This window comes from Veillonella absiana, assembly GCF_032970865.1.
Classification (GTDB): domain Bacteria; phylum Bacillota; class Negativicutes; order Veillonellales; family Veillonellaceae; genus Veillonella; species Veillonella absiana.
The window spans coordinates 164,067-190,896 of sequence record NZ_JAWJZB010000002.1; the positions used below are offsets into that span (position 1 = coordinate 164,067).

The following is a 26,830-nucleotide window of genomic DNA, read 5'->3' on the forward strand; positions in this document are numbered from 1 at the left end:
GCTATTCTCCTTCTTTTAAACCCATAATATCATCTTTAAAAATACGTTCATCCATTAATTTTAAATCTGGACTAATGATAGGTTTGAAATCCATCAATGCTAATACATCTTTTTCAAGATCAATACCAGGAGCAATTTCAGTCAATTCTAAGCCCTTAGGTGTCAATTTAAATACAGCCCGTTCAGTTACGTATAATACTGGCTGTTCTACGCTTTGTGCATATTTACCAGAGAAAGTAACTTGTTCTACTTCTTTAAGGAACTTTTTGTTCGTCCCTTCTTGAACAATGACTAATTTGCCATCTTGTACTTCTGTTTTTAGGCCTTTTGCGGTGAAAGTACCACAGAATACAACTTGTTTCGCATTTTGTGTAATATTGATAAAACCACCACAACCAGCAACACGGCCTTTAAATTTACTTACATTGATATTACCGATTTCATCAGTTTCTGCTAAGCCTAAAATTGCTAAATCAACGCCGCCACCGTCATAGAAATCAAAATGAGATGGTTGATCGTAAATACCAGTTGGATTATAGGCTGCCCCAAAATCAGTGCCCCCTGCTGGTACACCATCAATAGCGCCTGCTTCAATGGATAATGTTAAGAAATTACCGATACCTTCTTCGTTGGCTACCAAGGATACACCTTCTGGCATACCAATACCAAGATTTACAGAGGAATCAGGAGTTAATTCCATAGCACAACGGCGAGCGATAATTTTACGATTATCTAATTTCATTTTTGGTAAGGATGCTAATGGTTTTCTAGTGATACCACAGAAGGATGGTTCCAAAATTGATCCATCGGTTTGACGATGATATTTCGCAATATCAGAGCATTCTACTACATAGTCAACGAGTAGCCCCGGTACACGCATAAGATGTGGATTAATACTGCCTACTTCAGCGATGCGTTTTACTTGTGCAATAACGATACCACCAGATGCTTTCGCTGCTTGTGCAATGCCTAATACTTCGCCAGAGGCAATTTCATCTTCACAACTAATATTGCCTGCTGTATCTGCAGTAGTACCACGAATAATAGCTACATTAATTGGGAATTGTTTATATCGTAGATATTCTTCCCCATCAATATTCATCAACTCTACTAAATCTTCAGTAGATTTACTAGAAATTTTACCCCCATCTAAACGAGGATCCACAAAGGTTTGTAAACCAACCTTTGTAATCAGGCCTGGTCTACGACCACCAACGGCACGGAACCATTGAGAAATCGTACCTTGCGGTAGATTATAGGCTTCAATAGCATTGGAATTCACCAAGGCACCCAATTTAGGAGCAAGGTTAAAATGACCTGCTACGATACGTTTAATTAATCCTTCATGCGCTACATGGTCCATAGCGCCACCATTACCATTACCTTGTCCAGCTGCATGAACAAAGGTTAAGTGATTAGGTTTACCTGTTTCCAAAAACTTATTTTCTAACTCTGTTAAGATTTCTTCAGCTACTTGTGCCATAACAAAACCAGAAGTAGCTATAGTGTCATTGTCCTTAATCAGTTCAATGGCCTCTTTTGCTGTTACAAATTTCATTTCTGATCAACTCCTAAATACACTTTCACAATAGATACAACTCATCACTATTAAAATTTTGTAGTTTTATCCTTTTGTAGGAACTCTAACAAGATTTCTTCACGGCGTTGTTTGATAGCCGATAAAGCCTCAGGAGTCCATTGATACATACCTGTACCAGTTTTTGCACCCAATGTTCCCGCAGCGACACAATCAGCCATTAATTTTTGTGGTTCTTTAGTAGCACATAAATCTTCATATAAATATGTGGAAATATTATAGAAAATATCTAAGCCACCAAGATCGGCTGTTTCAATAGGGCCCGTAGCGCCTAACCGACGACCGATACTATATTTTACGGCATCATCAACAGCTTCTGGAGTCGCAATACCTTCTTCTACAATATAGATAGCTTCTCTCAATAATGCTAATTGTAAACGATTGCCGATAAAGCCTAATGCTTCACGTTTTAAAGCTACTGGTTTTTTGCCAATTTTTTCAATTAATTTCCAAGTAATATCAACTACTTCTTGGCTTGTTTGTTTACCTGGAACTACTTCTACCAATGGAACTAAATGTGGAGGGTTCCAGAAATGAGCCACTACGAAACGTTCAGGGTGTACCAAAACTTCTTGAATTTCGGTAGGGCTAAGGCCTGAAGTACTAGTAGCAAAAATAATATCTGGACCTACATAGTCTTCAATTTCTTTCCAAACTTTACGTTTCACTTCTAAATCTTCAGCGATGGCTTCAATAACAAAATCACAACCTTCAGTGGCTTCTTTGATAGTAGTAACACCTGTAATTCTTCCTAAAATTTCGGGAATTTCATCTTCTTTTACCAAGTCATGATTTTTATACATTTCCAAAGCGGCTTTAATGTTTGTGAGTCCTCGATTAACGCTGTCATCAGAGCGACCAAACATTCTAACAGTGTAACCATTCATAGCATATAACAAGGTAATGCCATATCCCATGGTCCCTGTGCCTAGACTTGCAACTACTTTAATGTCTTCTAATTTCATAATAACTTTTCCTCCTTAATGGAACTCAAGATATTAATATAGATTTGTTAATATGTGTTTGGTGAAAGCCCTAACTTTCACTAAGCAACATTATGACTGACCAAGATGTTACAATATATGCCATATGCCGATTAGAATGGAACGAACGTCAATCCTAATAGCATGAATATACCGAGTACAATATATACGATAAATGTATATCCAACGAAGTCTTTAAATTCTAAGCCCGCTACAGCAATGAATGGAACGGCAAAGAATGGTTGAATCAATGCTACCCAGTCACAACCAAACATGTAAGCAATAACTGTTTTAGCATCTGGAACACCTAGCGCTTGGCCTGCAGGGATCAAGAATGGGGCTTCAATAGCCCATTTACTACCGCCAGAAGGAATGAAATAACCGATTACATTACTCAAAATAGCCGCAATAGCTGGGAAGGATTCGGGAGTGCTGAAACTAATAATCCATTGTGCAAAAATATCTACTAAACCACTATATTTCATAATCCCAAAAATACCGGCATAGAACGGGAACTGAATAATAACACCCCAAGATGCTGGCGTTGCTGCTTTAACACCTTTCAAAAATTTGGCTGGTGTTTTATAAAGGAACATAATAAGCAACAAGAACATAAAGTTCAAAACGTTGATATCAAGAGATTTTCCTAACGCCACAAAGTGATAGAAAAGATATACTGCAAACATGATAACTACAATATACGTACACCAAGGAGTATGTGTCATCCATTGACTTGGTGTTTTAATTTCAATCGAATCATCTGCATCAACCACTGCTGGTTGCATAAGATCAGGTCTCAAGTCTGCCATCGTTTTAATATTTTTGTTGGATGGAATGACCACTGTAAACATGAACATAATGATAATAACTGACGCTATAGTAAGAATTAAGTTATAGCTACTAAAGATAGTTTGGCTAACAGGGATAACACCCATTTCTTTCACCATAAAGTGATCTGGTGTAGCTACTAATAATGGTGCAGATCCAGATAACCCCATATGCCAAATAAAGAACATTGTCCACGTAGCACCACATAGTACTCGATAATCGACTTGAATACCTTTGTTATGTGCTTGGATGGCTAGTTCTTTTGTTACAAGTGCTGCAAATACAAGACCAAATCCCCAGTTAAGATAATAGGCAATGCCTGATAATACCATGCCCCACACATATACTTGTGTTACGGATGTTGGTTTACTACACAATTTAACTAATAATTTCTGACATAAAGGTGTAGTAGCCAATGCATATCCAGTGACAACAATTAGTACCATTTGCATTGCGAAGGTTAACAAAGACCAAAAGCCTTTTCCCCAATCTTGTACCAACTTGTAAGGACCTTCATCTGTGAATATGAGCGCTAATCCATAAGCAAGAACAGTCAACACTAATGCAATTACATAAGAATCAGGCACCCACTTTTCAGCAAATATTGTAAAGTGGTCCGTTAATCGTTTTTTTTCGTTAACTTCTGTCATTACAATCGCCTCCTAAATGTATTAATACATTATCAAATGTAAGCTCTTTCTAACTCACCACCTTCCTTAAAAAGGTTTACGTATAATCATGTATTTACTACAATCAAACACCTTAACTTAACAATATATCAAATGCTATTTAATGAAACTTTGCAATCCTGTTTTATAAATCTAAGATATGCAATTTTACTCAGAATGTTAAATACATTAAACTCATTATTTCTATAACCTAAAGTTATATGTTTGACTAAAATTCTCTATTTACCAATCATTTAGGGCATCTTGTAAATCGCACATTTTTGACATCATTCTTCAATACTACAAAGGTTCAAAATTCGAGATGTATGTATATGAAATTTGTAGTATAATTTATCTATAAATACTGAAAAAATAATCTTTATTAAAATAAACAAATCTACATCGAAGCAAGTGAATCTATATCGAAATAAATAAATCTATATTCTTTTATTTTTAACGCTAGTACCATAAATATTTCCCCATAAATTCTCACTATCAATGCAACATAGATATAAGTATTATCTTCTTTTAAGAAGTTCGTACTAACTATATGTTATTTAAGGAGTTAACAATGGATGTAAAACACTTAGAGTACTTTATCACAATTGTGGAAAGCCGTTTTAATATATCGAAAGCGGCTGAAGCGTTATATATTTCTCAACCAGCACTCACTAAATATATTAAAGAGTTTGAATCTGCAGAACATGTCCAACTATTCATTAGATACAAAGGTCGTCTCGTTGACTTAACACCGGCAGGCCATCTGTTCTATGACAAAGCCAAAGATGTAGTAAAACAATATCATAAACTAATGGATCAACTGCACCAGCCGCAAGGTCTTATTCGTGGTACAGTCCGTCTAGGGATTCCATCACTAGTTCTTACGTCCTTATGTCTCACCATTATCCCTAAGTTCATCAAAGAAAATCCTAACATCAATTTAAAAATCACTGTAGATGGAGCCCAAAAATTACAAGAGCTCCTATTGCTACAGGAAATTGATTTAGCATTTTTAATTGAACCTATTACGCATCCAAACTTAGCACATACGAATATTTATACTGATCAAGTAGCAGCTGTATTTAATTCTAATCACCGCTTAGCACAAGCTACTAAACCACTCAGCTACAAAGATTTGGAGCACGAAAAACTATGCATCTTTGATGAATCATTTTTACTGCATAATCAAATCATTAAGAACTTTCATCTCGCCGGAATTACGCCAAATATCTTTTTTAAATCAAAAGAATGGGATTTATTAGCCAGCCTCTGTGAGGAAATGGATACCGTAGCGTTATTACCGCATCCTATTGTAAAATTTTGTGATAAAAATGCTACGCTCCCTAATCCATCTGGTCAAGGCTATCAACGTGGAACCATTGTATCAAGACCCCTGGACCCTAAATTTCTTTGGACTATAACATTAGCGAAAATTAATAATGTATACCATAATGAAAGTATCAACTTAACGGAGCAGTACTTCATAAAACATTTCCAATCCAATTAATGCAATCTCACATTCACATAAAGTTATATATTTTATAAGAAACAGATACTTCTCCAAAATATCATCAAATGCTAGACTAAAAATAAATTAATACTTTATCGATTTTATTAATTTCTATTAAGGAGAGACTTTTATGACACAGTACAATTCCGTAACACAAGAAATTATTGAACAAATCGTAGCGGCTATCGGCGCTGAAAATGTGTACACTGACGAAGTAAAAAAAGAGCCCTATTCCCATGATGAATTAGTTGGTAAAAAATACAACAAAATTCCTGAACTCGTTGTATTACCTACGACTCCAGAACAAGTAGCGGCGGTTGTAAAAATTGCTAATGAACACACAATTCCAGTCATCGCTCGTGGCGCAGGTACTGCATTTACAAGTGCTTCTGTAGCATTATTCGGTGGTATTGTTATTTCCACTGAACGCATGAATCAAATCCTTGAAATCGACGAAGAAAATATGTTTATGGTAGTGGAACCAGGTGCTACTACAGCCACAGTACAAAAAGCGGCCAATGAAAAAGGCTTCTTGTATGCTGGCGATCCATGTTCCGGTGACAGCTCCTTTATCGGTGGTAATATCGGTACTAATGCAGGTGGTAACAAAGCCGTTAAATATGGCACAACTCGCCAACAAGTAGCCGGCGTTGAAATCGTTACTGCTGAAGGTGACATCGTAACATTAGGGGGTAAACTCAAAAAAGATTCCTCCGGATACAATTTATTCCACTTAATCATCGGCTCTGAAGGTACATTGGGTATCGTTACTAAATGTTATCTTCGTCTAGTGCCATTACCTGAATCTCAAATGGACGTATTAGCTGTATTCCCATCCTTGAAAACAGCTATTGAAGTAGTACCTAAAATCATGAGTGCTGGCGTAAATCCAGTATGCGTAGAGTTTATGGATAATGGCTCCGTTCGCAACTGTGAAGCCTACCTCAATGAATCCCTTCCTGACTCTGAAAATGGTAACTACATCATCGTATCCATCGAAGGGGATAACGAAGAATTACTAGAAGAACAATTGGGTACTATTGATGAAATTTGTACTGAAAATGGTGCATCTAGCGTATTAATTGCAGATCCTGAACGTATTTGGAAGGCTCGTAAAATCTATGCCGAAGCTGACCGTGCTATTAGTATTGTAACGTCCATGGAAGATATTGTAGTACCGACTACTCATATTCCAGAAACTATTGAAACCATTGCCGAATTAGGTGAAAAATATGGCTTGACCATTCACTGTGCAGGCCATGCTGGTGACGGCAACATCCATGCGAACATCTTGAAAAAAGATTTATCCGATGAAGAATGGGATGAAAAATTACATGCTATCCAAGAAGAAATTTACGCTAAAGTATATGAATTAGGCGGTAAACTATCTGGTGAACATGGTATTGGCTATAAACGTAAAGCCGTATTGGCACAATATACAAATCCTGTAGAAATTAAATTGATGCAGGCTGTTAAAAAAGCATTGGATCCAAAAAATATCTTGAATCCTGGTAAAGTAATCGACGTTGAGTAAATTTGTCTAATACATATTTATATAGATAAATTGATGCCAACAGAGGCAGGAATACAACCTCCCTTTATAGAATTTAAAGATATAGGATGAAATATATTAGAGTATTTGAATGGAGTGACAGCGATGCCGAAAATTATTGTTTGTTATAAATGGGTTGTGGATGAACAAGATATCCGCGTGAATCAAGGAACGCAAGAATTAGACTTTAGTCGTACGAAAAAGAAAATCTCCGATTACGATAAAAATGCTATCGAAATCGGTACTCAAATTTGGGAGAAAAACGAAGGCTCTACATTAGTAGCTGTATCCTATGGTGATGGAGATGTAAAAAGCTCCCTTAAAGATGCCTTATCTCGTGGACCAGAAGAAGCGTTCTGGATCAATGATGACAATGCTGCGCAAGCTGATTCCTATGTAACAGCGAATGCCGTAGCCGCTGCTATTAAAAAAATTGGTGACTTTGACATGGTACTCTGTGCAGATGGTTCCTCTGACGTAGGCAACCAACAATTTGCTAACCGTGTAGCTGCCTTATTAGATGTGCCAGCGATTACAGCTACTGCTGAATTAACGGTAGAGGGTACGACTATCACTGCTAAACGTCGTTTAGGCGACCAATTTGAAACTGTATCTGTAGCTGGTCCAGCCGTATATAGCGTACTTCCAGAAGTAGCAACTCCACGCTTCCCTTCCATTAAACAATTAATGGGGGCTAAGAAAAAACCTCAAACTGAATTCTCTGTAGCCGATCTTGGCCTTGATGCAACTCAAACTACACCTAAAACTACAGTATCTGCCGTAAAAGGGTATACTATGGTTCGTAAAAACATCGTATTTAACGAAGGTGAAGTGGCTGATCAAGTTAAACAATTGGCAGATGCCTTGGCAAAAGAAGGCTTGTTATAAGCGATAGAAAAGGAGAATATACAGATGGCTAATATTTGGGTTTATAGTGAAGATGTATCCTTAGCAAAAGAGCTAGTCACTGCTGCCAAACAATTGGGTGGTGAAGTAGGCGCTATTGCTATTACTGAAGAAGTGGCTAATGGCGTAGCTGCCACTGGTATTAATAAAGTTGTATACCTAAAAGGCGAAGCAACTTGGGCGGAAGCCTATGGTAAAGAAATCGCTGCAGTTCTTACAGAAGAAGGCGCACAAGTAGTTCTTGTAGGCGCTACCCCAAAAGGACGCGCAGTGGCAGCAGAAGTATCTGCCTTAATGGGCACAGGCCTTGTAAGTGATGCTGGCAACTTGGCTATCGCCGGTGACACACTCGAAGTAGAGCGCTTCATCTATGGTGGTTTAGCGGTATCTCATGAAGCAGTAGCGTTCCCTGCATTTGCTACTGTACCAGCTCGTTCTAATGATCCAGCTGCTGATGGTGCAGCCACAGCTGTGACTGTAAAAGAAGTAGCCGTAGCTAACACAGTAACAGTTGTATCCGTTGAATCTGCTAATAAAGGTGGCGTAGACCTTAACAAAGCAGATAAAGTAGTAGGCTTTGGCCGTGGTGTAGAAGGCGAAGAAGGCTTGGCAACGATGAATGCCTTAGCCGATGTTCTCGGTGCAGAAGTAGGTTGTACTCGTCCAATCGCGGAAGAAGCGAAATTGCTTCCTGTAGAACGCTACATCGGTATTTCCGGTAAACAATTAAAAGGTTCCTTATACATTGGCGTTGGTACATCTGGTCAAGTACAACACGTAGCTGGTATCCGTGATGTAAAAACAGTAGTAGCTATTAACTCCGATGAAAATGCACCAATTATGGCTGCCGCAGACTATGCCATCGTTGGTGATTACAAAACAATCGTACCTGCATTAGCAGATGCAATTAAAGCTGCAAAATAAATAATCGTTCAAGTGATGATACAAAAACTCTCATGGTAGGTATGATTTCCAAATAGTGAAAGCTTCGTATCACTGTGAGAGTTTTTATTTAACTTCAGAAAGGTGTGAACCCTATGGATGAAGAAAGATTTGATGCCATAGTCGTTGGTGCAGGTCTTGCAGGTTGTGCCGCAGCATATAAAATGGTACAAGAAGGTCTTGAGGTTTTATTAATTGAGCGCGGTAACTATGCGGGCGCTAAGAATATGACGGGTGGTCGTATTTATACGCATAGCTTGGAAAAATTAATTCCAGATTTCCGTGAAATAGCACCATTAGAGCGGAAAGTAACAAAAGAAAAAATCTCTATCATCTCGGATAACCAAGCCACTACTATCGAATACGCCTCCAACGATTACAAAGAAAATGAAGAATCTTATACAATCCTTCGTGGCCGTTTTGATCAGTGGCTCGCTGAACAAGTAGAGGAAGCCGGTGGCATGGTAGTAGCCGGTGTGCAAGCAGACGAATTAATTCTAGAGGATGGTAAGGTCGTAGGTGTAAAAGTTGGCGAAGACGATATGTATGGTAATGTCGTAGTTATCGCTGATGGCGTTAACTCTATGCTTGCTGAAAAAGCAGGTTTCCGTAAACCTGTCACTCCTGAACAGATGGCTGTAGGTGCTAAAGATGTATATGAACTTTCACCAGAATTAATTGAAGCTCGTTTCGGCCAATCCGAGGGCGAAGGTACTGCTTGGTTATCTATGGGCGATGTGACTCGTGGTCTCATGGGTGGCGGTTTCATCTATACAAATAAAGAAAGTATTTCTGTAGGTATGGTTGTGAGTCTTGCTCATATAGGTCAATCCGATAAAAATATCGAAGAAATGATGAATGATTTCGTAGCAACGCCTGCTATTGCCCCTCTATTAAAAGATGCAAAATTAGTGGAACGTAGTGGTCATGTAGTTCCCGAAGCAGGTTTTGGCGGTGTATCTAATTTAAGTGGCGATGGCTATGTTATCGTTGGTGATGCAGCGGGATTATGTATGAATCTGGGATATACTGTGCGCGGTATGGACCTTGCTATTGAATCCGGCATTCATGCAGCTCAAACAATTATCGAAGCCAAAGCTGCGGAAGATTACTCTGCAGCAGCTCTTAAAAAATACGATGATCGTGTATTAAATAGTCCGTCCATCGGTGGTGACATGAAACTAACTGCGAAGTTCCCTGAATTTATGGAAACTGACCGCATTTTCAAAGAATATCCTCAAATGGTAAACGGCATTATGCACGATGTATTTAGAGTCAATGACCAAGGGGCCGAACCAATTATGAAGAAAATGATGCGCCGCGTGAAAAAAGTGGGCATTATTAATCTTGCCAAAGATGGCTGGAAAGGGGTGCATTCTCTATGATGACAATAGAAGCAAAATTAGCAACCACACGTTTCAACGTGGATGAAGATAATGCACATATCGAAGTTGACCCTAACTATCCAGATATGGCTGAAAAAATGAAATTGGTCAATGCCTGCCCTGCTCGCTTGTACCGTTTGCAAGACGATGGTTCCTTAACCTTTGACTATGCTGGGTGCTTAGAATGTGGTACATGTCGCATTCTATCCCTAGGTAAAGTTGTAAAAAAATGGGAATACCCTCGTGATACACAAGGTGTAGAATTCCGCGAAGGTTAACTCACTGAGCAGACTAATATCATATGTAATTAAAATAAAAAGCTGAGGTAACTCCAAATTTGGAAGTACCTCAGCTTTTTAGGTTTCATAATACCTGTTGGGTAACCTCAACATGTATTATAGAACCTTTTCTGTATACTGATTCTATATCTCTATACGCTTATTATAATACTATTTTATATTATTTTTCTGCTGTAGCTATGGCTTCTGCTTTTTTCACTTCAATGTATTTGACCATACCATCGACTGCTTTTTTAGCCTCTCTCATAGCTAATACTACTGTAGCTGGTTTATGCACAACATCCCCGCCAGCGAATACGCCTTCACGGCTAGTCATACCATATGGTTCTTCTACTGTTACGATGTAACCGCTATCGTTAACTTCAATGTTATTGCCTTTACCAGTTAAACGAGTTTGAGGTTTATGACCTGCCGCTAAAATAATTTTATCAGCTTCTAGTTCAGCAAATTCACCGATATTTTCGATACCAGTACCATCTTCTGTTAATTTTGTCAGTTCATAACGAAGACCTGTTACTTTATCTTCCCCAATACATGCCACTGGTGATGCAAAGAATTGGAATTCAACACCTTCTGCTAAAGCTTCTTCGTATTCAGATTTTAGTGCAGGCATTTGTTCTTGCCCACGACGATATACGACTGTAACAGATTTTGCACCTAAACGAACACAAGTACGCGCCGCATCCATCGCCACATTACCAGCGCCGATAACAACAACACGATCCCCTGCATCTACAGGAATATCGCGTTTCACAAGCTCACGATTATCTACCAATTGAACATTCGTCAACAAATGCATCGCCTGGAATACACCATCAATAGTATCGTTTTCCATGTGAACATGTTGTGGAATATGCGTACCAGTACCAATAAATACAGCATCAAAGCCATCGGCAAATAAATCATCAATAGTTTTATCTACACCGATATATGTATTACATACAAATGTTACGCCTAAACCTTCCAAACGAGCTACTTCGCGACGAACAACAGATTTGCTCAAACGGAAATCAGGAATACCGAATGTTAAAATACCACCCGGTTCACTTTGCCCTTCAAACACGGTAACTGCATAGCCCAATTTAGCCGCATCCCCAGCCACACTAAGACCTGCCGGGCCAGAGCCGATAACGGCAATGCGTCCATTGTCTTGTTTGATTTTTTTAGGTTTGCGTAGATCGTTGATACTTTCAAAATCAGCAGCAAATCGTTCCAATTTGCCAATATTGATTGGTGGCTTTTTCATGCGATTCATGATACAGTTGCCTTCGCATTGAGTTTCACGAGGACATACACGACCACAGATAGATGGTAAATTTGTGCGCTCTGCCAAAATTTCATTGGCCACACCAAAGTTTCCTTGCGCGATGGCATGGATAAAACGAGGAATTTGATTATCTATAGGACATCCAGTTTGACACAAAGGTTTAGGGCAATTCAAACAACGCTTCGCCTCTAATAATGCCTCTTCCATTGTATAATCTTGGTCAAAATGTAATGGCTTTAATTCGTTACTCATGGCACATGCCTCCCTTAAATACACTGATACTTTCAATTCCTAGGGCCCAACCTCATAGGCCTTTAGTAAATGCACTAGTCATGTTGCAGTATCCAATTACCCTCATGAGGTGATTATATCGTGCATATTTATCTAAATATAATATTACGGTGCAAATGCCTGTCCGTCAAGGTAATATATCAACTTTCAACATAATAAATAAGAGTTATAACAAAGCATACATTCTTGCTTCGTTATAACTCTTATTGTATTCCTATGGGATTCTATCGGAACATGCTCTTATAGATGTCCGCAATTTCTTCTAATGTGCAGTCACGAGGATTACCTGGTGTACAAGCATCATTGAAAGCAGATTCTGCGAGGAATGGAATATCTTCTTCTTTAGCTAAACCCTAAAGGGCATATTGTCTACTTGCCACCCTTAAAAGGGTCCTCATATTCTTTAATACTAATTTTATCCGACATCTTGTCATGTATTTCCTGCTCAGTGATATACTTTTTAATTGTAGCCTCATTTAGTCCTACTGTTGATACATAATATCCCTCAGCCCAAAAGTGTCTATTTCCATATTTATACTTTAAATTGGCATGCTTATCAAATATCATCAGAGCACTTTTACCCTTCAAATATCCCATAAAACTCGACACTGATATTTTTGGTGGAATCGTCACTAACATATGAACATGGTCGATCATTAGATGTCCTTCAATTATAGTAACTCCTTTGTATTCACATAACCATCTCGTGTGCGCTAGGCCTTGAAAAAGCAATTGAAATGCTATGCCAGTACCCAACCTTATTCCTCGTAGTTTACCTTTTCCTTTAGGAATGTGCCTGCCTTGAGTTCATCAAAAGCATGGTATACCTCTTCATTCGTATTCATAACGATTGGACCGCCCCAGGATACTGGTTCGTTAATCGCTTCGGAACTAATGAACAATACTTGGGCGAATTCGCCTTGATTGTTCAATTTCACCACATCACCCGCGCTGAGTTTAGCAGCTGTTTTTTCTGGAACCACCGTATTTCCGACCTTCACGGTGCCACGCAATGTAAAGATCATAACGGATTTATGAGACGGTGTATCGATGAGTACGTCGCCCTCTTGTTCGAGGTGGATATCGTAGTAATCAAGCGGCAAATATTGCCCTTTGAAACCCATATGGCCATCGTATTGGCCAGCAAGCAAACGAAGTTTACCCAAGCCATTTGGCAACGCGATGTCCTCGATGTCATTATTTTTAATACTATGGTAAGCAGGTTTTGCCATTTTATCTTTCTTAGGCAAGTTCAACCATAATTGAACACCTAACATTTTAGGCGCTTCTGGCACAAGTTCTTCATGCATGATGCCAGATCCTGCTGTCATCCATTGCACTTCACCGTCAGCGATAGTGTCCTCGTGCCCCATACTGTCACGGTGCATCATTTTACCATGGTATACATAACTGATAGTTTCAATGCCACGATGTGGGTGCATCGGGAACCCTGCAGTGTAATCCGCAGGATTATCGCTGTCAAAGGAATCAAGCATCAAAATTGGGTTGTATTTATCTACTGTGCCGCCACCCAACACGCGCACCAAGTGCACGCCAGCACCGTCAATGGTGTTGAACCCTTGCACTTGTTCAATTACGGAACGTTCTTGTTTATTCATGGTCTGTACCTTCTTGTTTTCTAAACTTTTGTAATAACTTAAATAACACTTGTTTTTCCTCTTGAGACCAACATGTCATCTTGTTGTGAATCATCGATTCGTTGAGAGGAAACACCTTATCCATCAACGCATGGCCTTCTGGTGTCGCGGTAATATAAAAACGACGTTTATCCGTCGGATCTTGCTCGCGAACGACGAGGCCACGCTTTTCCAAATTCTTGATAATCACCGGCATCGTGCCTGTGGTACTCAAAATCTTGCGCTGAATTTCACCAATGGACAATGTGCCCTTATGCACCACCGCCTCTAATACGGCAAATTGGCTGAGCGTTAAATCATGAGCCGTCATAATTCGACTCGTTTCACTGGCAAAGGTATTCGACGTTCGGGATAACCCAATCAAGAGACTCAAATCTAAATCCTTCATCCTAATATCCTCCTACACACACTATATATACACTATATTTGATCATCATTAAAATATCTTTAATTCGAGATATCTTATTCATATAATATCGTGAACTCGAGATATTGTCAAATGTTCTGCTATAGATTCTAGGTAACATTATTGTCTATTTCAAACCTCTTTTCAAAAGGCGTCTTATAGCCATTATAGCTATGAGGCCTATTATGGTTATACCATAAATGCGCAAACTTAGAAATATCTGCTTGTAAATGTTCAGTACTAAAATACTGATTAGTATTAATCAATTCAGTCTTTAATGTATTAAAATATCGTTCCATTGGGGCATTATCACTGCCTGATATTGCACATCTAGCTGGTCATCGTGATACGGAAATGCTCATTAAGGTCTACCACCCATCCACTCATGGATATGACTGCTTGTACCTTAGCCTTAAACAACCTGTATAACCTAAATGAGCCTAGATTCATTTCATACTAGGGTTGCACCAAAGTTGCACCAGGGTTGCATAAAAGTTGCAGAAAATATTGCAAAAAAAAAAATGCAACCCAAGACACTGGGTTGCACAATTCTATTAGCCAGCATGTTTAACATCCAGGTTTTATCTGGCTTAACACGGCTTAGCTATTAAGTTTTTTATGGTGCGCCTAGCCGGAATCGAACCAGCGACACGCAGTTTAGGAAACTGCTGCTCTATCCTACTGAGCTATAGACGCATGTACAATATTGTAATTTGTTGGTACCAATAAATATGTAACAAAATAAGGTTTACCAACATAGACTATGTAATAGTATTATGTGTAATGATATTACGCAGAATACACATCACTTAACGTATAAATATATTATATATGGTATTAATTCAAAAAAACAACCATCCTCAACGAGAATGGTTGTTTTAATATTAAAATTAATACGGTCCGATACAGCTCGATTATAGCTTTCAGAACAAGTTATGCTGGGCGACTCCAGTCAACTTGTACATCAATAGCTTCCCACATACGTGTAAGGGCTAATTTAAAGTTTTCCAAAGATTCTAATGGTTGTACTTCAAGAGTTTCATACGTATCAAGGCCTACTGCATTATCAATAGTATGTAGTTGATTTAAATAGACCAACACTTTATCTGCCCATTCTTGTTCTGGAAGATCTACATTTACTGTTTTTGTATCTGTGTCATAGGATAAAAATCCATTTTTATTAATGCCATAATGAATGGCTACACGGAACATGCTCATTCTATGTTACCTCACTCCTGGTTGCTTAACCCAATCTTACATACATATATAAATATTGTATCACGAATTACAGCGTTTCACTATCTATAATTGTACTTATGTATCCGTAGCCTCCTCCGTCGCCTTTCGTGCATCCGTCGGATAATGCTCCCCAATGCCACTTTGATGGCGTTTCCAGAGGGCTCCACTCATGATGGCAGTATCGCCAAATTTGGATTGTAGGTCATCAAGCACCTCAGATAGGCGTTCTTGAGACGCATCAGTTTCGGCCGTGAATAGGGAGTCTTGGAATAGCGGATCTTCATCAACGCCGCTGACAGTGATACCCATGAGGCGGATCGGCTTCGTAATGTCTAATTTATCGAATAGGATACGCGCCGTTTTGTAAATAATATGCTCATTATCGGTATTCGTATCTAATTTTTTCTGCCGCGAAATGGTAGAGAAATCAGAAAAACGAATCTTGATAGAAATCGTATGGCCCGTGAGGCCTTTTTTTCGTAGTCGTTTTGCCACGCGATTCGCAAAATAGCGCAGTTCCAAGTCGATAACCTCAGGATCAGTGATATCCTCTCCGTAGGTTTCTTCATTGCCCACGGATTGAATTTTACGATCTGGTTCCACAGGGCGATTATCGATACCATTGGCGAGTTCCCAGATACGTCGTGCCTGATTGCCACAAACGGGGATTAATGGTCGTTCATCAGCGAGTTCTTGAATATCCCCGATTTTGTGAAAGCCCGCCTCTTTAAATCGTTTCTCCGATTGTTTCCCAATCCCCCAAATCCGTTTGATAGGTAAATTCTTAAGGACTTCCTGTTCCTTACCATAGGGAATGACCACAAGACCATCCGGCTTATCTAAATCAGACGCTAATTTAGCAAGAAATTTATTTGGTGCCAGCCCCGCAGAGATGATGAGACCGGTTTCCTCAAATACACGCTTCTTAATGGCTTGTCCTAGCTGATAGGGCCCAGGATACAATGTAGACATTCCTGTTACCTCTAAAAAGGCCTCATCTAAGGATAAAGGTTCTATGATAGGTGTAAACTCGCGCATCACATCATGAATAACATTAGAAATCTCTTTATATCGTTCAAAACGAGGCCACACATAGATACCATCTGGGCAGAGTTGTTTGGCTTTCACCAAAGGCATGGCGGAATGAACACCAAATTTGCGCGCCTCGTAGGAGGCCGTCGCAACCACCCCACGTGCAGAAAGACCACCCACGATAACGGGGTGGCCTCTATATTCAGGATGATCCAGTTGTTCCACAGATGCGAAAAATGCATCCATATCAACATGCATAATCCAACGTCTCATGTATTAAGCCTCAGCTTGTTGGTGTTCGTCAAGACGACAGTATTTAATTTGCGCACAAATACATTCGTCCTTCGTTTTGTACAATTGAGGGATGATATCAAGAATAAATTCAAATGTATCTGCATTGATAGAATAGCGAGTCCACAAACCACTACGTTGAGAATTTACCACGCCCGCATCAATTAAAATTTTCATGTGGTAACTCAATGTAGATTGAGATAAATTAAAGCTCGCTAAAATGTCCGCTGCACATAATTCATTGCAGGACAACATATCGATAATATGCAAACGAGTTTCATCGCTAAGTGCTTTGAAAATACTTGCTAAACGTTCATATGAAATGTCTGCCATAATAATCTAACTCCTCTATTCTAAGTAGTGTTTTGCCCACTAACTACACTAAATCCTCTGTAATATGTATATTATATACTAAAACTCCAAGTAAATCTATTTTTTTCTTTCTAGTTAGTATGTTCATGAATTTTTATGTATATCTATATTATTAAATATGCAAGATAAATCTCTGCTCAATGATAAAACAATATAATCTATGGCATCATAAAAACATATGATATTATGGTAAAAATAGCTATTTTTTCTATATTTCCTTAACTAATCTAATAGATAACAATTGAAGTCTCAGAAAAAAAATGCCTCATGCACTATGCATTAAATCGCATAAAATTACATGAGGCATTATTGCATTTTCTATAGATTTGACTGTATTTTGACAATTAACTATCGATGGTTCGTGTGCGCTACTATCATCCGATAACACCGAAATGCACAAAACACCGTATCGAGGTAATGGGTACTATCAAATTATTTGAAAGCTTCTACCAAGTTAATTGTTTGAGCGCGGTTAGGACCAACGGATACAATACCCAAAGGTACACCAGTTACTTCTGCAATGCGTTCTACGTATTTACGAGCTGCTTCTGGAAGTTCTTCGTATGTACGGATACCAGAGATATCTGTTTTCCAACCAGGCAATATTTCGTAAACAGGAACACAAGCTTCCAAATCTTTAAGGCTTGCAGGGAACCCTTCTACGCGTTTGCCATTCAATTCGTAACCAACGCAGATTTTTAATTCTTCAAAGGAATCAAGAATATCCAAACGTGTGATTGCCAAGTAATCCAAGCTATTAAGGTTAGCAGCATAGGATACAACAACAAGATCCAACCAACCACAACGACGAGGACGGCCAGTAACAGTACCAAATTCATGGCCTAGATTACGAAGGTTATCGCCTACTTCGTTCAATTGTTCAGTAGGGAATGGGCCCGCACCTACACGAGTTGCGTAAGCTTTTACAACGCCGAAAATATTTTTCAAATAGTTAGGGCCTACACCAGCACCTGTGGATGCACCACCAGCAATTGGATGTGAGCTCGTAACGAATGGATATGTACCATGATCAAGGTCAAGCATAGTTGCTTGCGCACCTTCGAACAATACTTTTTTGCCTTCTTTGATGGCTTTCATAACGGATACGTTTGTATCAGTTACGTGGGATTTCAACGCTTCAGCATAGCCGATATAATCAGCCAAGATTTGATCGTAATCAACGCCTTCAGCACCGTATACGTTGCGCAGAACTTTATTTTTGAATTCTACATTGTATGCTAATTTTTCTTTGAACAACTCGATGTCGTACAAATCGCATACACGAATGCCAACACGGTTGATTTTGTCTGCGTAACAAGGACCGATACCGTTTTTAGTAGTACCGATTTTAGCATCGCCTTTGGATGCTTCTTCAGCTTCGTCAAGGGCGATATGATATGGCATAATCACATGTGAACGGTCAGAAATTTGCAAGGAATCTGCAGATTTACCTTCTTTTTTAAGGTTCTCAATTTCCCCAAGCAACACCTTTGGATCGATAACAACGCCAGTACCGATGATATTAGATTTATTGTCGTATAAAATACCGCTTGGTAATAAACGTAATGCGAACGCTTTGTCGTCTACTACTACAGTATGGCCTGCATTATTACCGCCTTGGCTACGAACTACGACGTCCGCCGCTTCTGCTAAACAGTCAACGATTTTACCTTTACCTTCGTCACCCCATTGTGTGCCGATTACCATACTAGTTGCCATGAATGTATCCTCCATGTGATTTATAAACATTCTGAAAGTTTTAATAGCCTTCGTTCACAACAATCTGAACGATAACCACTAATTATTATACACCAAATAACCATGTAATGGTATCTAATAAATGTAATTTTTTAAATGCAATTTGCATATTTAATGTAGGTCTTACACTGATGCGAAAAACCTAGCATATTGAATAGCAAATTGGCTACCAAAAAATGATTACCAACAGCTAGCTCTTGCATAAAAAAGCGCCCCCTAAAGGGCGCTTTCACAGATTCTATGATATTATAAACCGAAACGACCCATGATGGTATCAACGTGTTTCAACAACGCGAATGGATCGAAGCAAGCGTCGATTTCCTCAGCAGTCATAAATTTTGCGATATCAGCGTCAGATTTCAAACCTTCAGCGAAATCTTTACCTTCTAGCCAACGAGCCATGGCATGACGTTGTACCCAACGGTATGCTTCGTCACGAACAGCACCTTTTTCAACAAGATTTGTCAAGATAGTTTGGCTAAAGCAAAGGCCGCCAGTCAAATTCAAGTTTTTCATCATATTTTCAGGATACACTAACAATTTATCGATAGTACGAGTTGTTAAATGTAACATGTAATCCAATATGATCGTTGCATCAGGAAGGATAACGCGTTCTACAGAACTGTGAGAAATGTCGCGTTCATGCCATAAAGCTTGGTCTTCAAAAGCTGCTTGCGCATGGCCACGCAACACGCGAGCCAAACCACAAATACGTTCACAAGTAATAGGATTACGTTTGTGAGGCATAGCGGAGGAACCTTTTTGTTTAGGGCTGAAATACTCTTCTGCTTCGCGCACTTCTGTACGTTGCAAATGACGAATTTCAAGAGCGATGCGGTCCAAAGTACCACCGATAACAGCGATTGTGGACACGAATTGCGCATGACGGTCACGTTGTACAACTTGTGTGGCGATTTTAACTGGTTCCAAACCAAGTTTTTCACACACGTATTGTTCAACAAATGGATCGATGTTGGAGTATGTACCAACGGCGCCAGATACTTTGCCCACAGCCACGTTTTTACGAGCTTGTTCCAAACGTTCGATATCGCGTTCGATTTCTGCCATCCACAAGCATAATTTCAAACCAAATGTGATAGGTTCCCCATGGATACCATGAGTACGACCAATCATAGGTGTATTTTTGAATTCAATAGCGCGACGACGAAGAACGTCATGGAATTTTCTCAAGCCTTCCAATAAAATGTCGCAAGATTGTTTCATCAAGTAACCCAATGCAGTATCTTTTACGTCAGTGGATGTTAAACCAAGATGGATGTATTTCGCTGCCTCTGGGCCTACATATTCGCCTACAGCAGTAACGAAGGAAATGATATCATGATTCGTTTCCTTTTCGATTTCGTGAATACGTTCTACGTCAAAATTGGCTTTTTCGCGAATTGCTCTCGCTGCTTCCTTTGGAATGTTCCCCAATTCAGCTTGTGCCTCAGATGCAAGAATTTCTACCAATAACATGGTATCGAACTCGTTGCGTTCGCTCCAAATATGGCCGATTTCTTCGCGTGTATAACGTGCAATCATGTGTAATCTCCTTTGTAATGGTGAAAATTATGAATTTCATTGTTCTACGGTCCGTCATGATTAGCCTTTCACAAGATGAAAGCCCCCTGGCATTCTCCTTGACAAAAAGCAACAACTAACAAACTCTTGTACAATTCATTTTACCATATGCATGGAATGTGTTCAACGCAGAACCACTTATTTTACGAACAATAAACACATTAGTATTTTTAATGTTCGGAATTTTTACGATAGGCTTGCTTTATGATTATACTTATTTATATTCTTCTACGCACTTATAGCCTTACACCACCAAGAGTCAGCTATACTAGCATTAAAGGATAGCGATTAGTCAGTGCGAAGCCCTCGTCAAATATGATATACTATATCTGTTAACTATTAGACATGCTATATCTGTGAAACTATTAGATATACTATATCCGTTAAACTATTAGATATACTAACATCAGTGGCACACTCGTCCCATAGTCATATATAACTTTCACCTAGGAGGCCCATTATGGCGCAAAAAAAACGTAAACCTGTACTAGCAAAACAACCAGAATCTACCACTAGCACGCGTCTATTACAACTCATGTTTCTAGCAAGTTATATCGCTCTAGGTTATCTATTTTTTATCGATGGCGATTTACCCATTATAGGCGGTATTATCATCCTAGATTTCATCATCAGCATTGGCTATGGGGTATCACAAAGAAAACATATCCTCACGAGTACCACAGCACAATATAACATACGTATGATTCTATCATTCCTAATTACGCTCATTACCACAACATTTTACGCCCTCGCTCTCGTGCGCTCTGATCAAACATCAGTAAGCATGAAAACCATGCTTGTCATCGTTGGTGCTTGCGTATATTTAGCGGTTTTATCTAGTTCAAAAGGTATCATTCAACAATACGTGGAACGAGAACAATAAAAACAATAAAAATACATGGCCCCGTAGTTTAAACTACGGGGCCCATTTTTTCGTCAATGATTTTACAATTTTTCTTAAAAGAATCCCGGTATCAACGCTGATTTAATGGCACGTTTTGCTATGCTTTTTGCACCTTTTTTAGCTTTATTCTTAGCATATCGCTCTGCTTTGCTACCTTTATTTTTCTTGTTGATTTCTTTCTTCAACGCTTTTGCTTCTTTATCGATGGCCTTACGCTCTTCTTTAGACAAGGACTTATCTTTTTTACGTTTTTGCAATTCCTTGTATTTCTGTTTCATCTCTTTTTTTGTGAGCTTTTTAGGCTTCTCTTGTTTTACCTTTTTAGAGTCCTTTTTATTATCCTTTTTAATTTCTTCACGACGGTTCTCTACACGATTATTATCACCATTATTGTCAACACGATTATATGCTTCAGAACGTTCATCAGATTTAAACGCATCTTCTTGTTGCTTCAAAACGTTTTCTTGCTGCTTCAAAGCCTCTTCTTGTGCTTTACGAAGCTCAAGATCTGTTTCCCGTTGCTCCATGGCAATTTTCTTCATACGTTCTGATAATGTAGGCATGGATCTAGCATCCTCTGCTTGCACTGTACTAATAGTACCGAGTTGGATACCTGTAGCTACTGTTACCGCCATTAATGAGGTCAACATATATTGTTTATATTTAGTCATTCTAGACCTCTTTCTACTGTTCTTAAAGCTCACATGAAATTTTACATAAATCAGCTAAACATCAAACTAAAATGTCACATGAGAGAAAATAATTAACCGTAGTCCTAGCAGAGCCACGCCTACACTCATGATAATCAAAATGCTCTTGGCCCTAAGCCGTTTTGAAATATACGCTCCCGCTTGGGCACCAAAGATGGCACCAATACTAATTGGGATAGCTATATAAAACTGTACATGGTCTGCCATAATATGCGTTAATACCCCTACAGCGGTGGATACTGCTAGAATACAGTGACTCGTCACCCATGCACCATTGATCACCCATCATCCGTACGATGATGCAAATATTCGGTGCTTTCACTAGGAAAAATATCATACATTACGCTGATATGAGATACATATACAGCGGAATGAGCACGAGGCTCAACAATATGGTCGCAAAACTAAGCGTCGCTGCGAATTGACTATCCGCATCATAGCTCTTAGCCATAATAGTCATCAACGTCATAGCGGGCATGGCACCTTGAATGATGAATACTTGTCTAGACATATCCGAAACAGCAAAGAAAGGCAATAAAATTAGTATACACGCTGGACAAATGAGAAATCTGCCTATAATCCCTAACATCATATCCTTGTCGAGTTTCAGCTCATCCAAAGAAACCTTACTGATTTCATAACCAATATACATGAGTGCCAATGGCGTCGTCATGGCCCCTACCATCTGCGCGGTACTGGTGACGAATTTAGGTATGGGAATTGCAAACAGCACTGTTGCAAGGCCCACTAGAAACCCCATGAGCGGTGGCGATATCAATTTGCGAAGGGCCCGAAAAATACTTATGCCCTCCGTTTCACCACGAGACCCACTCTGTTGAATGAGATAGGTACCGATGGTCCAGAAAAATGTAGTATTCGCCATATAATAGAGCATCACCGAAGGCATGCTAGCCTCGCCAAATAGTGCTACATTCACGGGCAGACCTATAAAAATAGTATTTGCCGTAAATGCATTCGTCCAAACAATGCCGCGACGGTCCTTGCGCACGTTAAACACATACACGATGATACCACCGATAACGAAAGCAATCAAAATGGACAGTGCCGGAACAGCCAGTTCAGAAATCAAGGTCATCATAGAGTCCTTGGAAAAATTTTTGTACATGCCGTACCACAAATAAATGGGCAACGACACAAATGTAACGAGCTTAACTAAAAATGGTGCAATCGTATCTGTAATCCATCCACGCACTGACAGCACATAGCCCAATGCGACAACGGCAATCACCACAAATACGCCCTGTAGGGATTGCAAAATAATATCCATACGTCCTCCCTACTATTATGAATAATTGATGTTGGTGAAAGCGCCACCATGGCGCCCTCTATGAGAGGCCATTCACCGGCCCTTGAAAAAACTCTTTTGCAGCCTTCAAACTACCACGTTGGCAGGAAATCTGCAATTCATCACCTGGTTCCAGATGTTCACTAGCCAATGGAACAATATAGGATCCATTACGACAAATACTAACAATCATGGTGCCTTCAGGTAGTGTTAACGTCCGCAATGGAATCTCCACATACGTGCTCACCACAGGTACCTTCGTTTGGAAGAAGGTTTGTACTGATTCATGAGACGGCAAATCCGTCATATCTTGTAATAAAGAATCATAAATTGGTGGTTCCTTGAGGAACTCCGCTACCAAGTAAGCCACAATGGTAACGATACCAATGGCATAAATATTATTAAAGCTATTCGTCATTTCAAGAACGAGGAGAATCGCTAAAATCGGGGTACGCATGGCAGCAGCTAGCATACCACCCATAGCACCGATAACGAATTGTGGTAACAAGCCAGTTTCTATGAGTCCCAAATGGGTTAGGGCGCTTTCACAAAAGGCACCTGTGGCCGCCCCAATAACAAGCATAGGTAGGAAAATACCGCCTTGCGCACCACTGCCATAACAGAAACAAGTGAGCAAAATTTTCCCCACCACGATAGCCGCTAGCAGCCACAAACCATAGGTACCAGACACAGGATCATTCATAGCGGCAAAATGGTAGGCCTGCCCCTCATGAGAAGCCATATCGCCACCGTTAATACCATACGCAAGGTGACTGACCAAATCGTTGCCTCCACCCAACAATAATTGGGAATCAAATCCAATCAATGCCACTACTACAAAAGTAAAGACAAGCTTCATAAAGCGCGACACCTTCATCCACCCAAAAAAGCGTTTAAAGGCAAAAATAGTTCGGCAAAATACAACGCCTACAAGGCCCATCACAATGCCCACACCAACGAGATAGAACAGATACTGAATAGGCACGCCCTCCATAACAGTAAATCCTAATGCCGGTTGCAATCCAAAGATGGACACCGTAATGTAGTTTGAAATGAAAGCTGCTATGAACGTAGGAATGACAAGGTATGGATAAAAACTCTTATGTACCTCTTCAAATACGAACATGGCACCAGATACGGGGGCACTAAATGCAGCCGCAAGCCCTGCGGCTGAACCAGCAGACGTTAAAATTCGTTGTTCCCGAAGGCCACTATTGAGCCAATAGGATACAATTTTACCGGCGGCACCACCGAGCTGAACGGCTGGTCCCTCACGACCTACGGAAAATCCTGCAAGACCAGTAAGTACACCGCCGATATATTTAGAAATCAGCGTCCGATAAGGCTTCATATCAAAGAGGCCCATCATTTCCCCTTCGATTTGAGGGATGCCGGAACCGCCAGATAATGGCGCCCACGCCAGCAATCGATCGATGATAAAGGCCATCACGACCATACCGAGTATCCAAAATACTGCCGTTTGGTACGTCATCCCCTCCAATAGAGTCCAACGCCAATGCTCGGACTCTAAAATCATGTATCGGAATGTGGCTCCGAAAAATCCTGCAATAATGCCAACCAGGGCCCCCTTTAAAACGAGCCAACCTAATAAACTGCGGTTCATGGACATATCGCCGAGGGTAGTGCTTTTTGCCATATGTTTCAAGGATAGTTTCATAGCTACTCCTTTATGAACATTAACTCAATACAATAATATAAACGTGCTTTTACCTAACACATTATCATAAAAATTACTATATAGCAAAAATAGAGCAACAGCCATAGCCATTGCTCTATAGTCATTTCCTAATATACACTGTTTGCCGTACTACACAACCTTGTCACTGCGATGACTAACAAGTCGCATACAAACGGCAAACACGAATCTTCTTACGCCCGTTCTGCTTCATATTGTCTAAATAATTTAGACAACAATTTAGGCGCCAATTTTAACAATTCAGGCTCCTCACAGAAGGATATACGCAATTGTGTTTTACCAGGATTATTATCGTCCTCAGCACCGCTGTAGAATCCATTCAGCGGAGCCATCAATAATGTATAGGTATTCCCATCATCGAGGGTAACTGCACCTTTTTCAGCACAATACAAGGCAAATTCCACCCCATCAAATCCAGGCTTTGCCACATTGCGTACATCGATAACGAAATAGATGGAGGCCTCTGGCTTTGAAATGATAAATTCTGGTTCTTCTGCTAGGAATGCAGCATGCAATTCATAAATCATTTGACGATAGTAATCACGTTGCTCAACATACCATTGTTGCAAGTTTTCAATAGGTTCATGAGCCAATGCACCAAATATATATTGTCCCAATGTGTTAGCACTCAAGTTAGCTGTGTATTCAGCAACGGATTTTTCAAAGCACATTTTATTATCCGTAATGATGGCACCGATACGTAAACCACAAGCATTCCACACTTTGGATGCAGTTTCCAAACTGATGCGACGACCTTCGATACCCAGTACGTCCTTATCAGTTAGGCCCCAGATACTTACTTGTTGAACACCTTCTTCATAGGCAAGCTCACGATACGCCTCGTCGCTGATAATCCACAGATTATGTTTCACACAGAGCTTCGCGTAATCGATGAGTGTTTCACGACTGAACAATTGGCCTGTTGGATTATCGTAAGGAATGATGAGCAGAGCACCAGGTTTTGTTTCCAAAATGCGTTGCTCCACTGTTTCAATGGATGGCAATTGGAATTGACCATCCTCACCCAAACGACGTTCTACGGTCACGGTCTCACGGCCGATACGTTTACCAACCGCATCATAATTCGTATACGATGGGTCAAACATCAAGAGCGGACGATAATCTTCGCCTGCACCGCCACAAACGCCGAGCATGATAATTTCCATCGCCATAGATGCGCCGTCTGTAACGAGCACATCCAGGCCTGTAGGATCAAATCCTTGACTGCGCATAATATGACGAAATGCCTCCTGACACTCCGGCGTACCCGCCGTTGGAACGTACGGTACGATGCCAGTAGCAAATGGACTTTCAGGGGCGCCTAAATTAAATAGACGCTGCTGCATGGCGGGATACATAGGACGCATAACATTGCCAATAGAACCGTTCACCAAAATTGGGCGGTCCTGACGCTCTAAAAATTTAATTTGTCCTAATCGAATCCCGGATGGATTTCGTTCCATCATGTACGGGGATAAAATTGGTTGTTCCATAGTAGAATCCAACTCCCTCTAATACGTGGTCTGGTGAAAGTCCATCCCAACCACAAAACACAAAATAAGACCTCCGACACATACCCTTCGGATAAATCTGTTAACTAATTAAGTATATTGTTTTTCATGAAAAAA

General features: G+C 39.9%; 22 protein-coding genes, 1 tRNA gene and 4 pseudogenes. 7 read left to right on the forward strand and 20 right to left on the reverse strand.

Translation table 11 applies throughout. The annotated features are described in order from the left end of the window. Window position 1: 1 nt before the first annotated feature. The 3 genes from RVY80_RS02185 to RVY80_RS02195 all read right to left on the reverse strand — a co-directional run bounded on the left by RVY80_RS02185 (window position 2) and on the right by RVY80_RS02195 (window position 4,058). Window positions 2-1,558: an acyl CoA:acetate/3-ketoacid CoA transferase gene (locus RVY80_RS02185; protein WP_317329481.1), complete on the reverse strand. Its 1,557-nt coding sequence runs from the start codon at window positions 1,556-1,558 to the stop codon at window positions 2-4. A 50-nt stretch (window positions 1,559-1,608) separates the two neighbouring features. Then, window positions 1,609-2,562, reverse strand: a complete 954-nt coding sequence (locus RVY80_RS02190; RefSeq protein WP_295191325.1) for a 3-hydroxyacyl-CoA dehydrogenase family protein — start codon at window positions 2,560-2,562, stop codon at window positions 1,609-1,611. A 131-nt stretch (window positions 2,563-2,693) separates the two neighbouring features. Continuing rightward, window positions 2,694-4,058: a short-chain fatty acid transporter gene (locus RVY80_RS02195; protein ID WP_295191322.1), complete on the reverse strand. Its 1,365-nt coding sequence runs from the start codon at window positions 4,056-4,058 to the stop codon at window positions 2,694-2,696. A 589-nt stretch (window positions 4,059-4,647) separates the two neighbouring features. Between RVY80_RS02195 and RVY80_RS02200 the strand changes: the two genes are divergently transcribed. From RVY80_RS02200 to RVY80_RS02225, 6 genes are all read left to right on the forward strand, one after another. After that, window positions 4,648-5,583 (forward strand): LysR family transcriptional regulator, encoded by a 936-nt coding sequence (locus RVY80_RS02200; protein ID WP_317329482.1) that lies wholly within the window; start codon window positions 4,648-4,650, stop codon window positions 5,581-5,583. A 133-nt stretch (window positions 5,584-5,716) separates the two neighbouring features. Next, window positions 5,717-7,120 (forward strand): FAD-binding oxidoreductase, encoded by a 1,404-nt coding sequence (locus tag RVY80_RS02205; RefSeq protein WP_295191317.1) that lies wholly within the window; start codon window positions 5,717-5,719, stop codon window positions 7,118-7,120. Window positions 7,121-7,243: 123 nt separating this feature from the next. After that, on the forward strand, window positions 7,244-8,026 hold the full coding sequence (locus RVY80_RS02210; protein WP_295191314.1) for an electron transfer flavoprotein subunit beta/FixA family protein: 783 nt from the start codon (window positions 7,244-7,246) through the stop codon (window positions 8,024-8,026). A 24-nt stretch (window positions 8,027-8,050) separates the two neighbouring features. After that, the gene (locus tag RVY80_RS02215; RefSeq protein ID WP_310746243.1) at window positions 8,051-8,968 is read left to right on the forward strand and encodes an electron transfer flavoprotein subunit alpha/FixB family protein; all 918 of its coding nucleotides are present in this window, start codon (window positions 8,051-8,053) and stop codon (window positions 8,966-8,968) included. 113 nt (window positions 8,969-9,081) lie between these two features. Continuing rightward, window positions 9,082-10,371: an FAD-dependent oxidoreductase gene (locus RVY80_RS02220; RefSeq protein WP_295193624.1), complete on the forward strand. Its 1,290-nt coding sequence runs from the start codon at window positions 9,082-9,084 to the stop codon at window positions 10,369-10,371. Next, window positions 10,368-10,649, forward strand: a complete 282-nt coding sequence (locus RVY80_RS02225) for a ferredoxin family protein (protein WP_317329484.1) — start codon at window positions 10,368-10,370, stop codon at window positions 10,647-10,649. The genes RVY80_RS02220 and RVY80_RS02225 overlap by 4 nt, the downstream gene beginning before the upstream one ends. 181 nt (window positions 10,650-10,830) lie before the next feature. Here RVY80_RS02225 and RVY80_RS02230 read toward each other — a convergent pair whose 3' ends face one another. The 12 genes and pseudogenes from RVY80_RS02230 to purB form a co-directional block, all read right to left on the reverse strand. Further along, entirely contained in the window at window positions 10,831-12,189 is a 1,359-nt protein-coding gene (locus RVY80_RS02230; RefSeq protein ID WP_317329486.1) for an NAD(P)-dependent oxidoreductase, read from the reverse strand. 263 nt (window positions 12,190-12,452) lie between these two features. Then, window positions 12,453-12,572, reverse strand: a pseudogene (locus RVY80_RS02235) (lactaldehyde reductase); the annotation flags it as partial. Between the two features lie 25 nt (window positions 12,573-12,597). After that, window positions 12,598-12,933: pseudogene (gene tnpA, locus RVY80_RS02240) on the reverse strand (IS200/IS605 family transposase); the annotation flags it as partial. A gap of 53 nt (window positions 12,934-12,986) precedes the next feature. Continuing rightward, window positions 12,987-13,847, reverse strand: coding sequence for a pirin family protein (locus tag RVY80_RS02245; protein ID WP_317329487.1), 861 nt, complete (start codon window positions 13,845-13,847; stop codon window positions 12,987-12,989). Next, window positions 13,840-14,274, reverse strand: coding sequence for a MarR family winged helix-turn-helix transcriptional regulator (locus RVY80_RS02250; RefSeq protein WP_295193615.1), 435 nt, complete (start codon window positions 14,272-14,274; stop codon window positions 13,840-13,842). Before RVY80_RS02250 ends, RVY80_RS02245 begins: the two co-directional genes overlap by 8 nt. Before the next feature lie 128 nt (window positions 14,275-14,402). Further along, window positions 14,403-14,603 (reverse strand): annotated as a pseudogene (locus RVY80_RS02255) (integrase core domain-containing protein); the annotation flags it as partial. A gap of 308 nt (window positions 14,604-14,911) precedes the next feature. Beyond that, window positions 14,912-14,988, reverse strand: a tRNA-Arg gene (locus RVY80_RS02260). A gap of 237 nt (window positions 14,989-15,225) precedes the next feature. Further along, entirely contained in the window at window positions 15,226-15,510 is a 285-nt protein-coding gene (locus tag RVY80_RS02265; RefSeq protein ID WP_295193613.1) for a hypothetical protein, read from the reverse strand. Between the two features lie 96 nt (window positions 15,511-15,606). Continuing rightward, window positions 15,607-16,836 (reverse strand): DNA polymerase IV, encoded by a 1,230-nt coding sequence (locus RVY80_RS02270; RefSeq protein ID WP_317329488.1) that lies wholly within the window; start codon window positions 16,834-16,836, stop codon window positions 15,607-15,609. A gap of 3 nt (window positions 16,837-16,839) precedes the next feature. After that, window positions 16,840-17,187 carry an ArsR/SmtB family transcription factor gene (locus RVY80_RS02275; RefSeq protein ID WP_317329490.1) on the reverse strand — a complete coding sequence of 116 codons (348 nt, stop codon included), beginning with the start codon at window positions 17,185-17,187 and terminating at the stop codon, window positions 16,840-16,842. A 471-nt stretch (window positions 17,188-17,658) separates the two neighbouring features. After that, window positions 17,659-18,945 (reverse strand): adenylosuccinate synthase, encoded by a 1,287-nt coding sequence (locus RVY80_RS02280; RefSeq protein WP_295191386.1) that lies wholly within the window; start codon window positions 18,943-18,945, stop codon window positions 17,659-17,661. 285 nt (window positions 18,946-19,230) lie between these two features. Beyond that, entirely contained in the window at window positions 19,231-20,526 is a 1,296-nt protein-coding gene (gene purB, locus RVY80_RS02285) for an adenylosuccinate lyase (protein WP_317329491.1), read from the reverse strand. A gap of 499 nt (window positions 20,527-21,025) precedes the next feature. On the opposite strand from purB, the gene RVY80_RS02290 reads away from it, so the two are divergent. Next, window positions 21,026-21,448 (forward strand): CAAX protease, encoded by a 423-nt coding sequence (locus RVY80_RS02290; RefSeq protein WP_295191392.1) that lies wholly within the window; start codon window positions 21,026-21,028, stop codon window positions 21,446-21,448. A gap of 74 nt (window positions 21,449-21,522) precedes the next feature. Here the strand turns inward: RVY80_RS02290 and RVY80_RS02295 are convergent, their stop codons facing one another. From RVY80_RS02295 to RVY80_RS02315, 5 genes and pseudogenes are all read right to left on the reverse strand, one after another. Beyond that, window positions 21,523-22,140: a hypothetical protein gene (locus RVY80_RS02295; protein ID WP_317329493.1), complete on the reverse strand. Its 618-nt coding sequence runs from the start codon at window positions 22,138-22,140 to the stop codon at window positions 21,523-21,525. A 66-nt stretch (window positions 22,141-22,206) separates the two neighbouring features. Next, a pseudogene (locus RVY80_RS02300) lies at window positions 22,207-22,449 on the reverse strand (TSUP family transporter); the annotation flags it as partial. Window positions 22,450-22,519: 70 nt separating this feature from the next. Continuing rightward, window positions 22,520-23,467: an AEC family transporter gene (locus tag RVY80_RS02305; protein ID WP_317329494.1), complete on the reverse strand. Its 948-nt coding sequence runs from the start codon at window positions 23,465-23,467 to the stop codon at window positions 22,520-22,522. A gap of 58 nt (window positions 23,468-23,525) precedes the next feature. After that, a complete protein-coding gene (locus tag RVY80_RS02310; RefSeq protein ID WP_295191397.1) occupies window positions 23,526-25,163 on the reverse strand; it encodes a ClC family H(+)/Cl(-) exchange transporter in 1,638 nt (545 codons plus the stop codon). 212 nt (window positions 25,164-25,375) lie between these two features. Then, on the reverse strand, window positions 25,376-26,695 hold the full coding sequence (locus tag RVY80_RS02315) for a pyridoxal phosphate-dependent aminotransferase (protein ID WP_295191400.1): 1,320 nt from the start codon (window positions 26,693-26,695) through the stop codon (window positions 25,376-25,378). Between the last annotated feature and the right edge of the window lie 135 nt (window positions 26,696-26,830).

Coding starts and splice junctions, on each gene's coding strand:
- RVY80_RS02185 (WP_317329481.1), bottom strand. CDS start 1,558: ATGAAATTTGTAACAGCAAAAGAGGCCATTGAACTGATTAAGGACAAT.
- RVY80_RS02190 (WP_295191325.1), bottom strand. CDS start 2,562: ATGAAATTAGAAGACATTAAAGTAGTTGCAAGTCTAGGCACAGGGACC.
- RVY80_RS02195 (WP_295191322.1), bottom strand. CDS start 4,058: ATGACAGAAGTTAACGAAAAAAAACGATTAACGGACCACTTTACAATA.
- RVY80_RS02200 (WP_317329482.1), top strand. CDS start 4,648: ATGGATGTAAAACACTTAGAGTACTTTATCACAATTGTGGAAAGCCGT.
- RVY80_RS02205 (WP_295191317.1), top strand. CDS start 5,717: ATGACACAGTACAATTCCGTAACACAAGAAATTATTGAACAAATCGTA.
- RVY80_RS02210 (WP_295191314.1), top strand. CDS start 7,244: ATGCCGAAAATTATTGTTTGTTATAAATGGGTTGTGGATGAACAAGAT.
- RVY80_RS02215 (WP_310746243.1), top strand. CDS start 8,051: ATGGCTAATATTTGGGTTTATAGTGAAGATGTATCCTTAGCAAAAGAG.
- RVY80_RS02220 (WP_295193624.1), top strand. CDS start 9,082: ATGGATGAAGAAAGATTTGATGCCATAGTCGTTGGTGCAGGTCTTGCA.
- RVY80_RS02225 (WP_317329484.1), top strand. CDS start 10,368: ATGATGACAATAGAAGCAAAATTAGCAACCACACGTTTCAACGTGGAT.
- RVY80_RS02230 (WP_317329486.1), bottom strand. CDS start 12,189: ATGAGTAACGAATTAAAGCCATTACATTTTGACCAAGATTATACAATG.
- RVY80_RS02245 (WP_317329487.1), bottom strand. CDS start 13,847: ATGAATAAACAAGAACGTTCCGTAATTGAACAAGTGCAAGGGTTCAAC.
- RVY80_RS02250 (WP_295193615.1), bottom strand. CDS start 14,274: ATGAAGGATTTAGATTTGAGTCTCTTGATTGGGTTATCCCGAACGTCG.
- RVY80_RS02265 (WP_295193613.1), bottom strand. CDS start 15,510: ATGAGCATGTTCCGTGTAGCCATTCATTATGGCATTAATAAAAATGGA.
- RVY80_RS02270 (WP_317329488.1), bottom strand. CDS start 16,836: ATGAGACGTTGGATTATGCATGTTGATATGGATGCATTTTTCGCATCT.
- RVY80_RS02275 (WP_317329490.1), bottom strand. CDS start 17,187: ATGGCAGACATTTCATATGAACGTTTAGCAAGTATTTTCAAAGCACTT.
- RVY80_RS02280 (WP_295191386.1), bottom strand. CDS start 18,945: ATGGCAACTAGTATGGTAATCGGCACACAATGGGGTGACGAAGGTAAA.
- purB (WP_317329491.1), bottom strand. CDS start 20,526: ATGATTGCACGTTATACACGCGAAGAAATCGGCCATATTTGGAGCGAA.
- RVY80_RS02290 (WP_295191392.1), top strand. CDS start 21,026: ATGGCGCAAAAAAAACGTAAACCTGTACTAGCAAAACAACCAGAATCT.
- RVY80_RS02295 (WP_317329493.1), bottom strand. CDS start 22,140: ATGACTAAATATAAACAATATATGTTGACCTCATTAATGGCGGTAACA.
- RVY80_RS02305 (WP_317329494.1), bottom strand. CDS start 23,467: ATGGATATTATTTTGCAATCCCTACAGGGCGTATTTGTGGTGATTGCC.
- RVY80_RS02310 (WP_295191397.1), bottom strand. CDS start 25,163: ATGAAACTATCCTTGAAACATATGGCAAAAAGCACTACCCTCGGCGAT.
- RVY80_RS02315 (WP_295191400.1), bottom strand. CDS start 26,695: ATGGAACAACCAATTTTATCCCCGTACATGATGGAACGAAATCCATCC.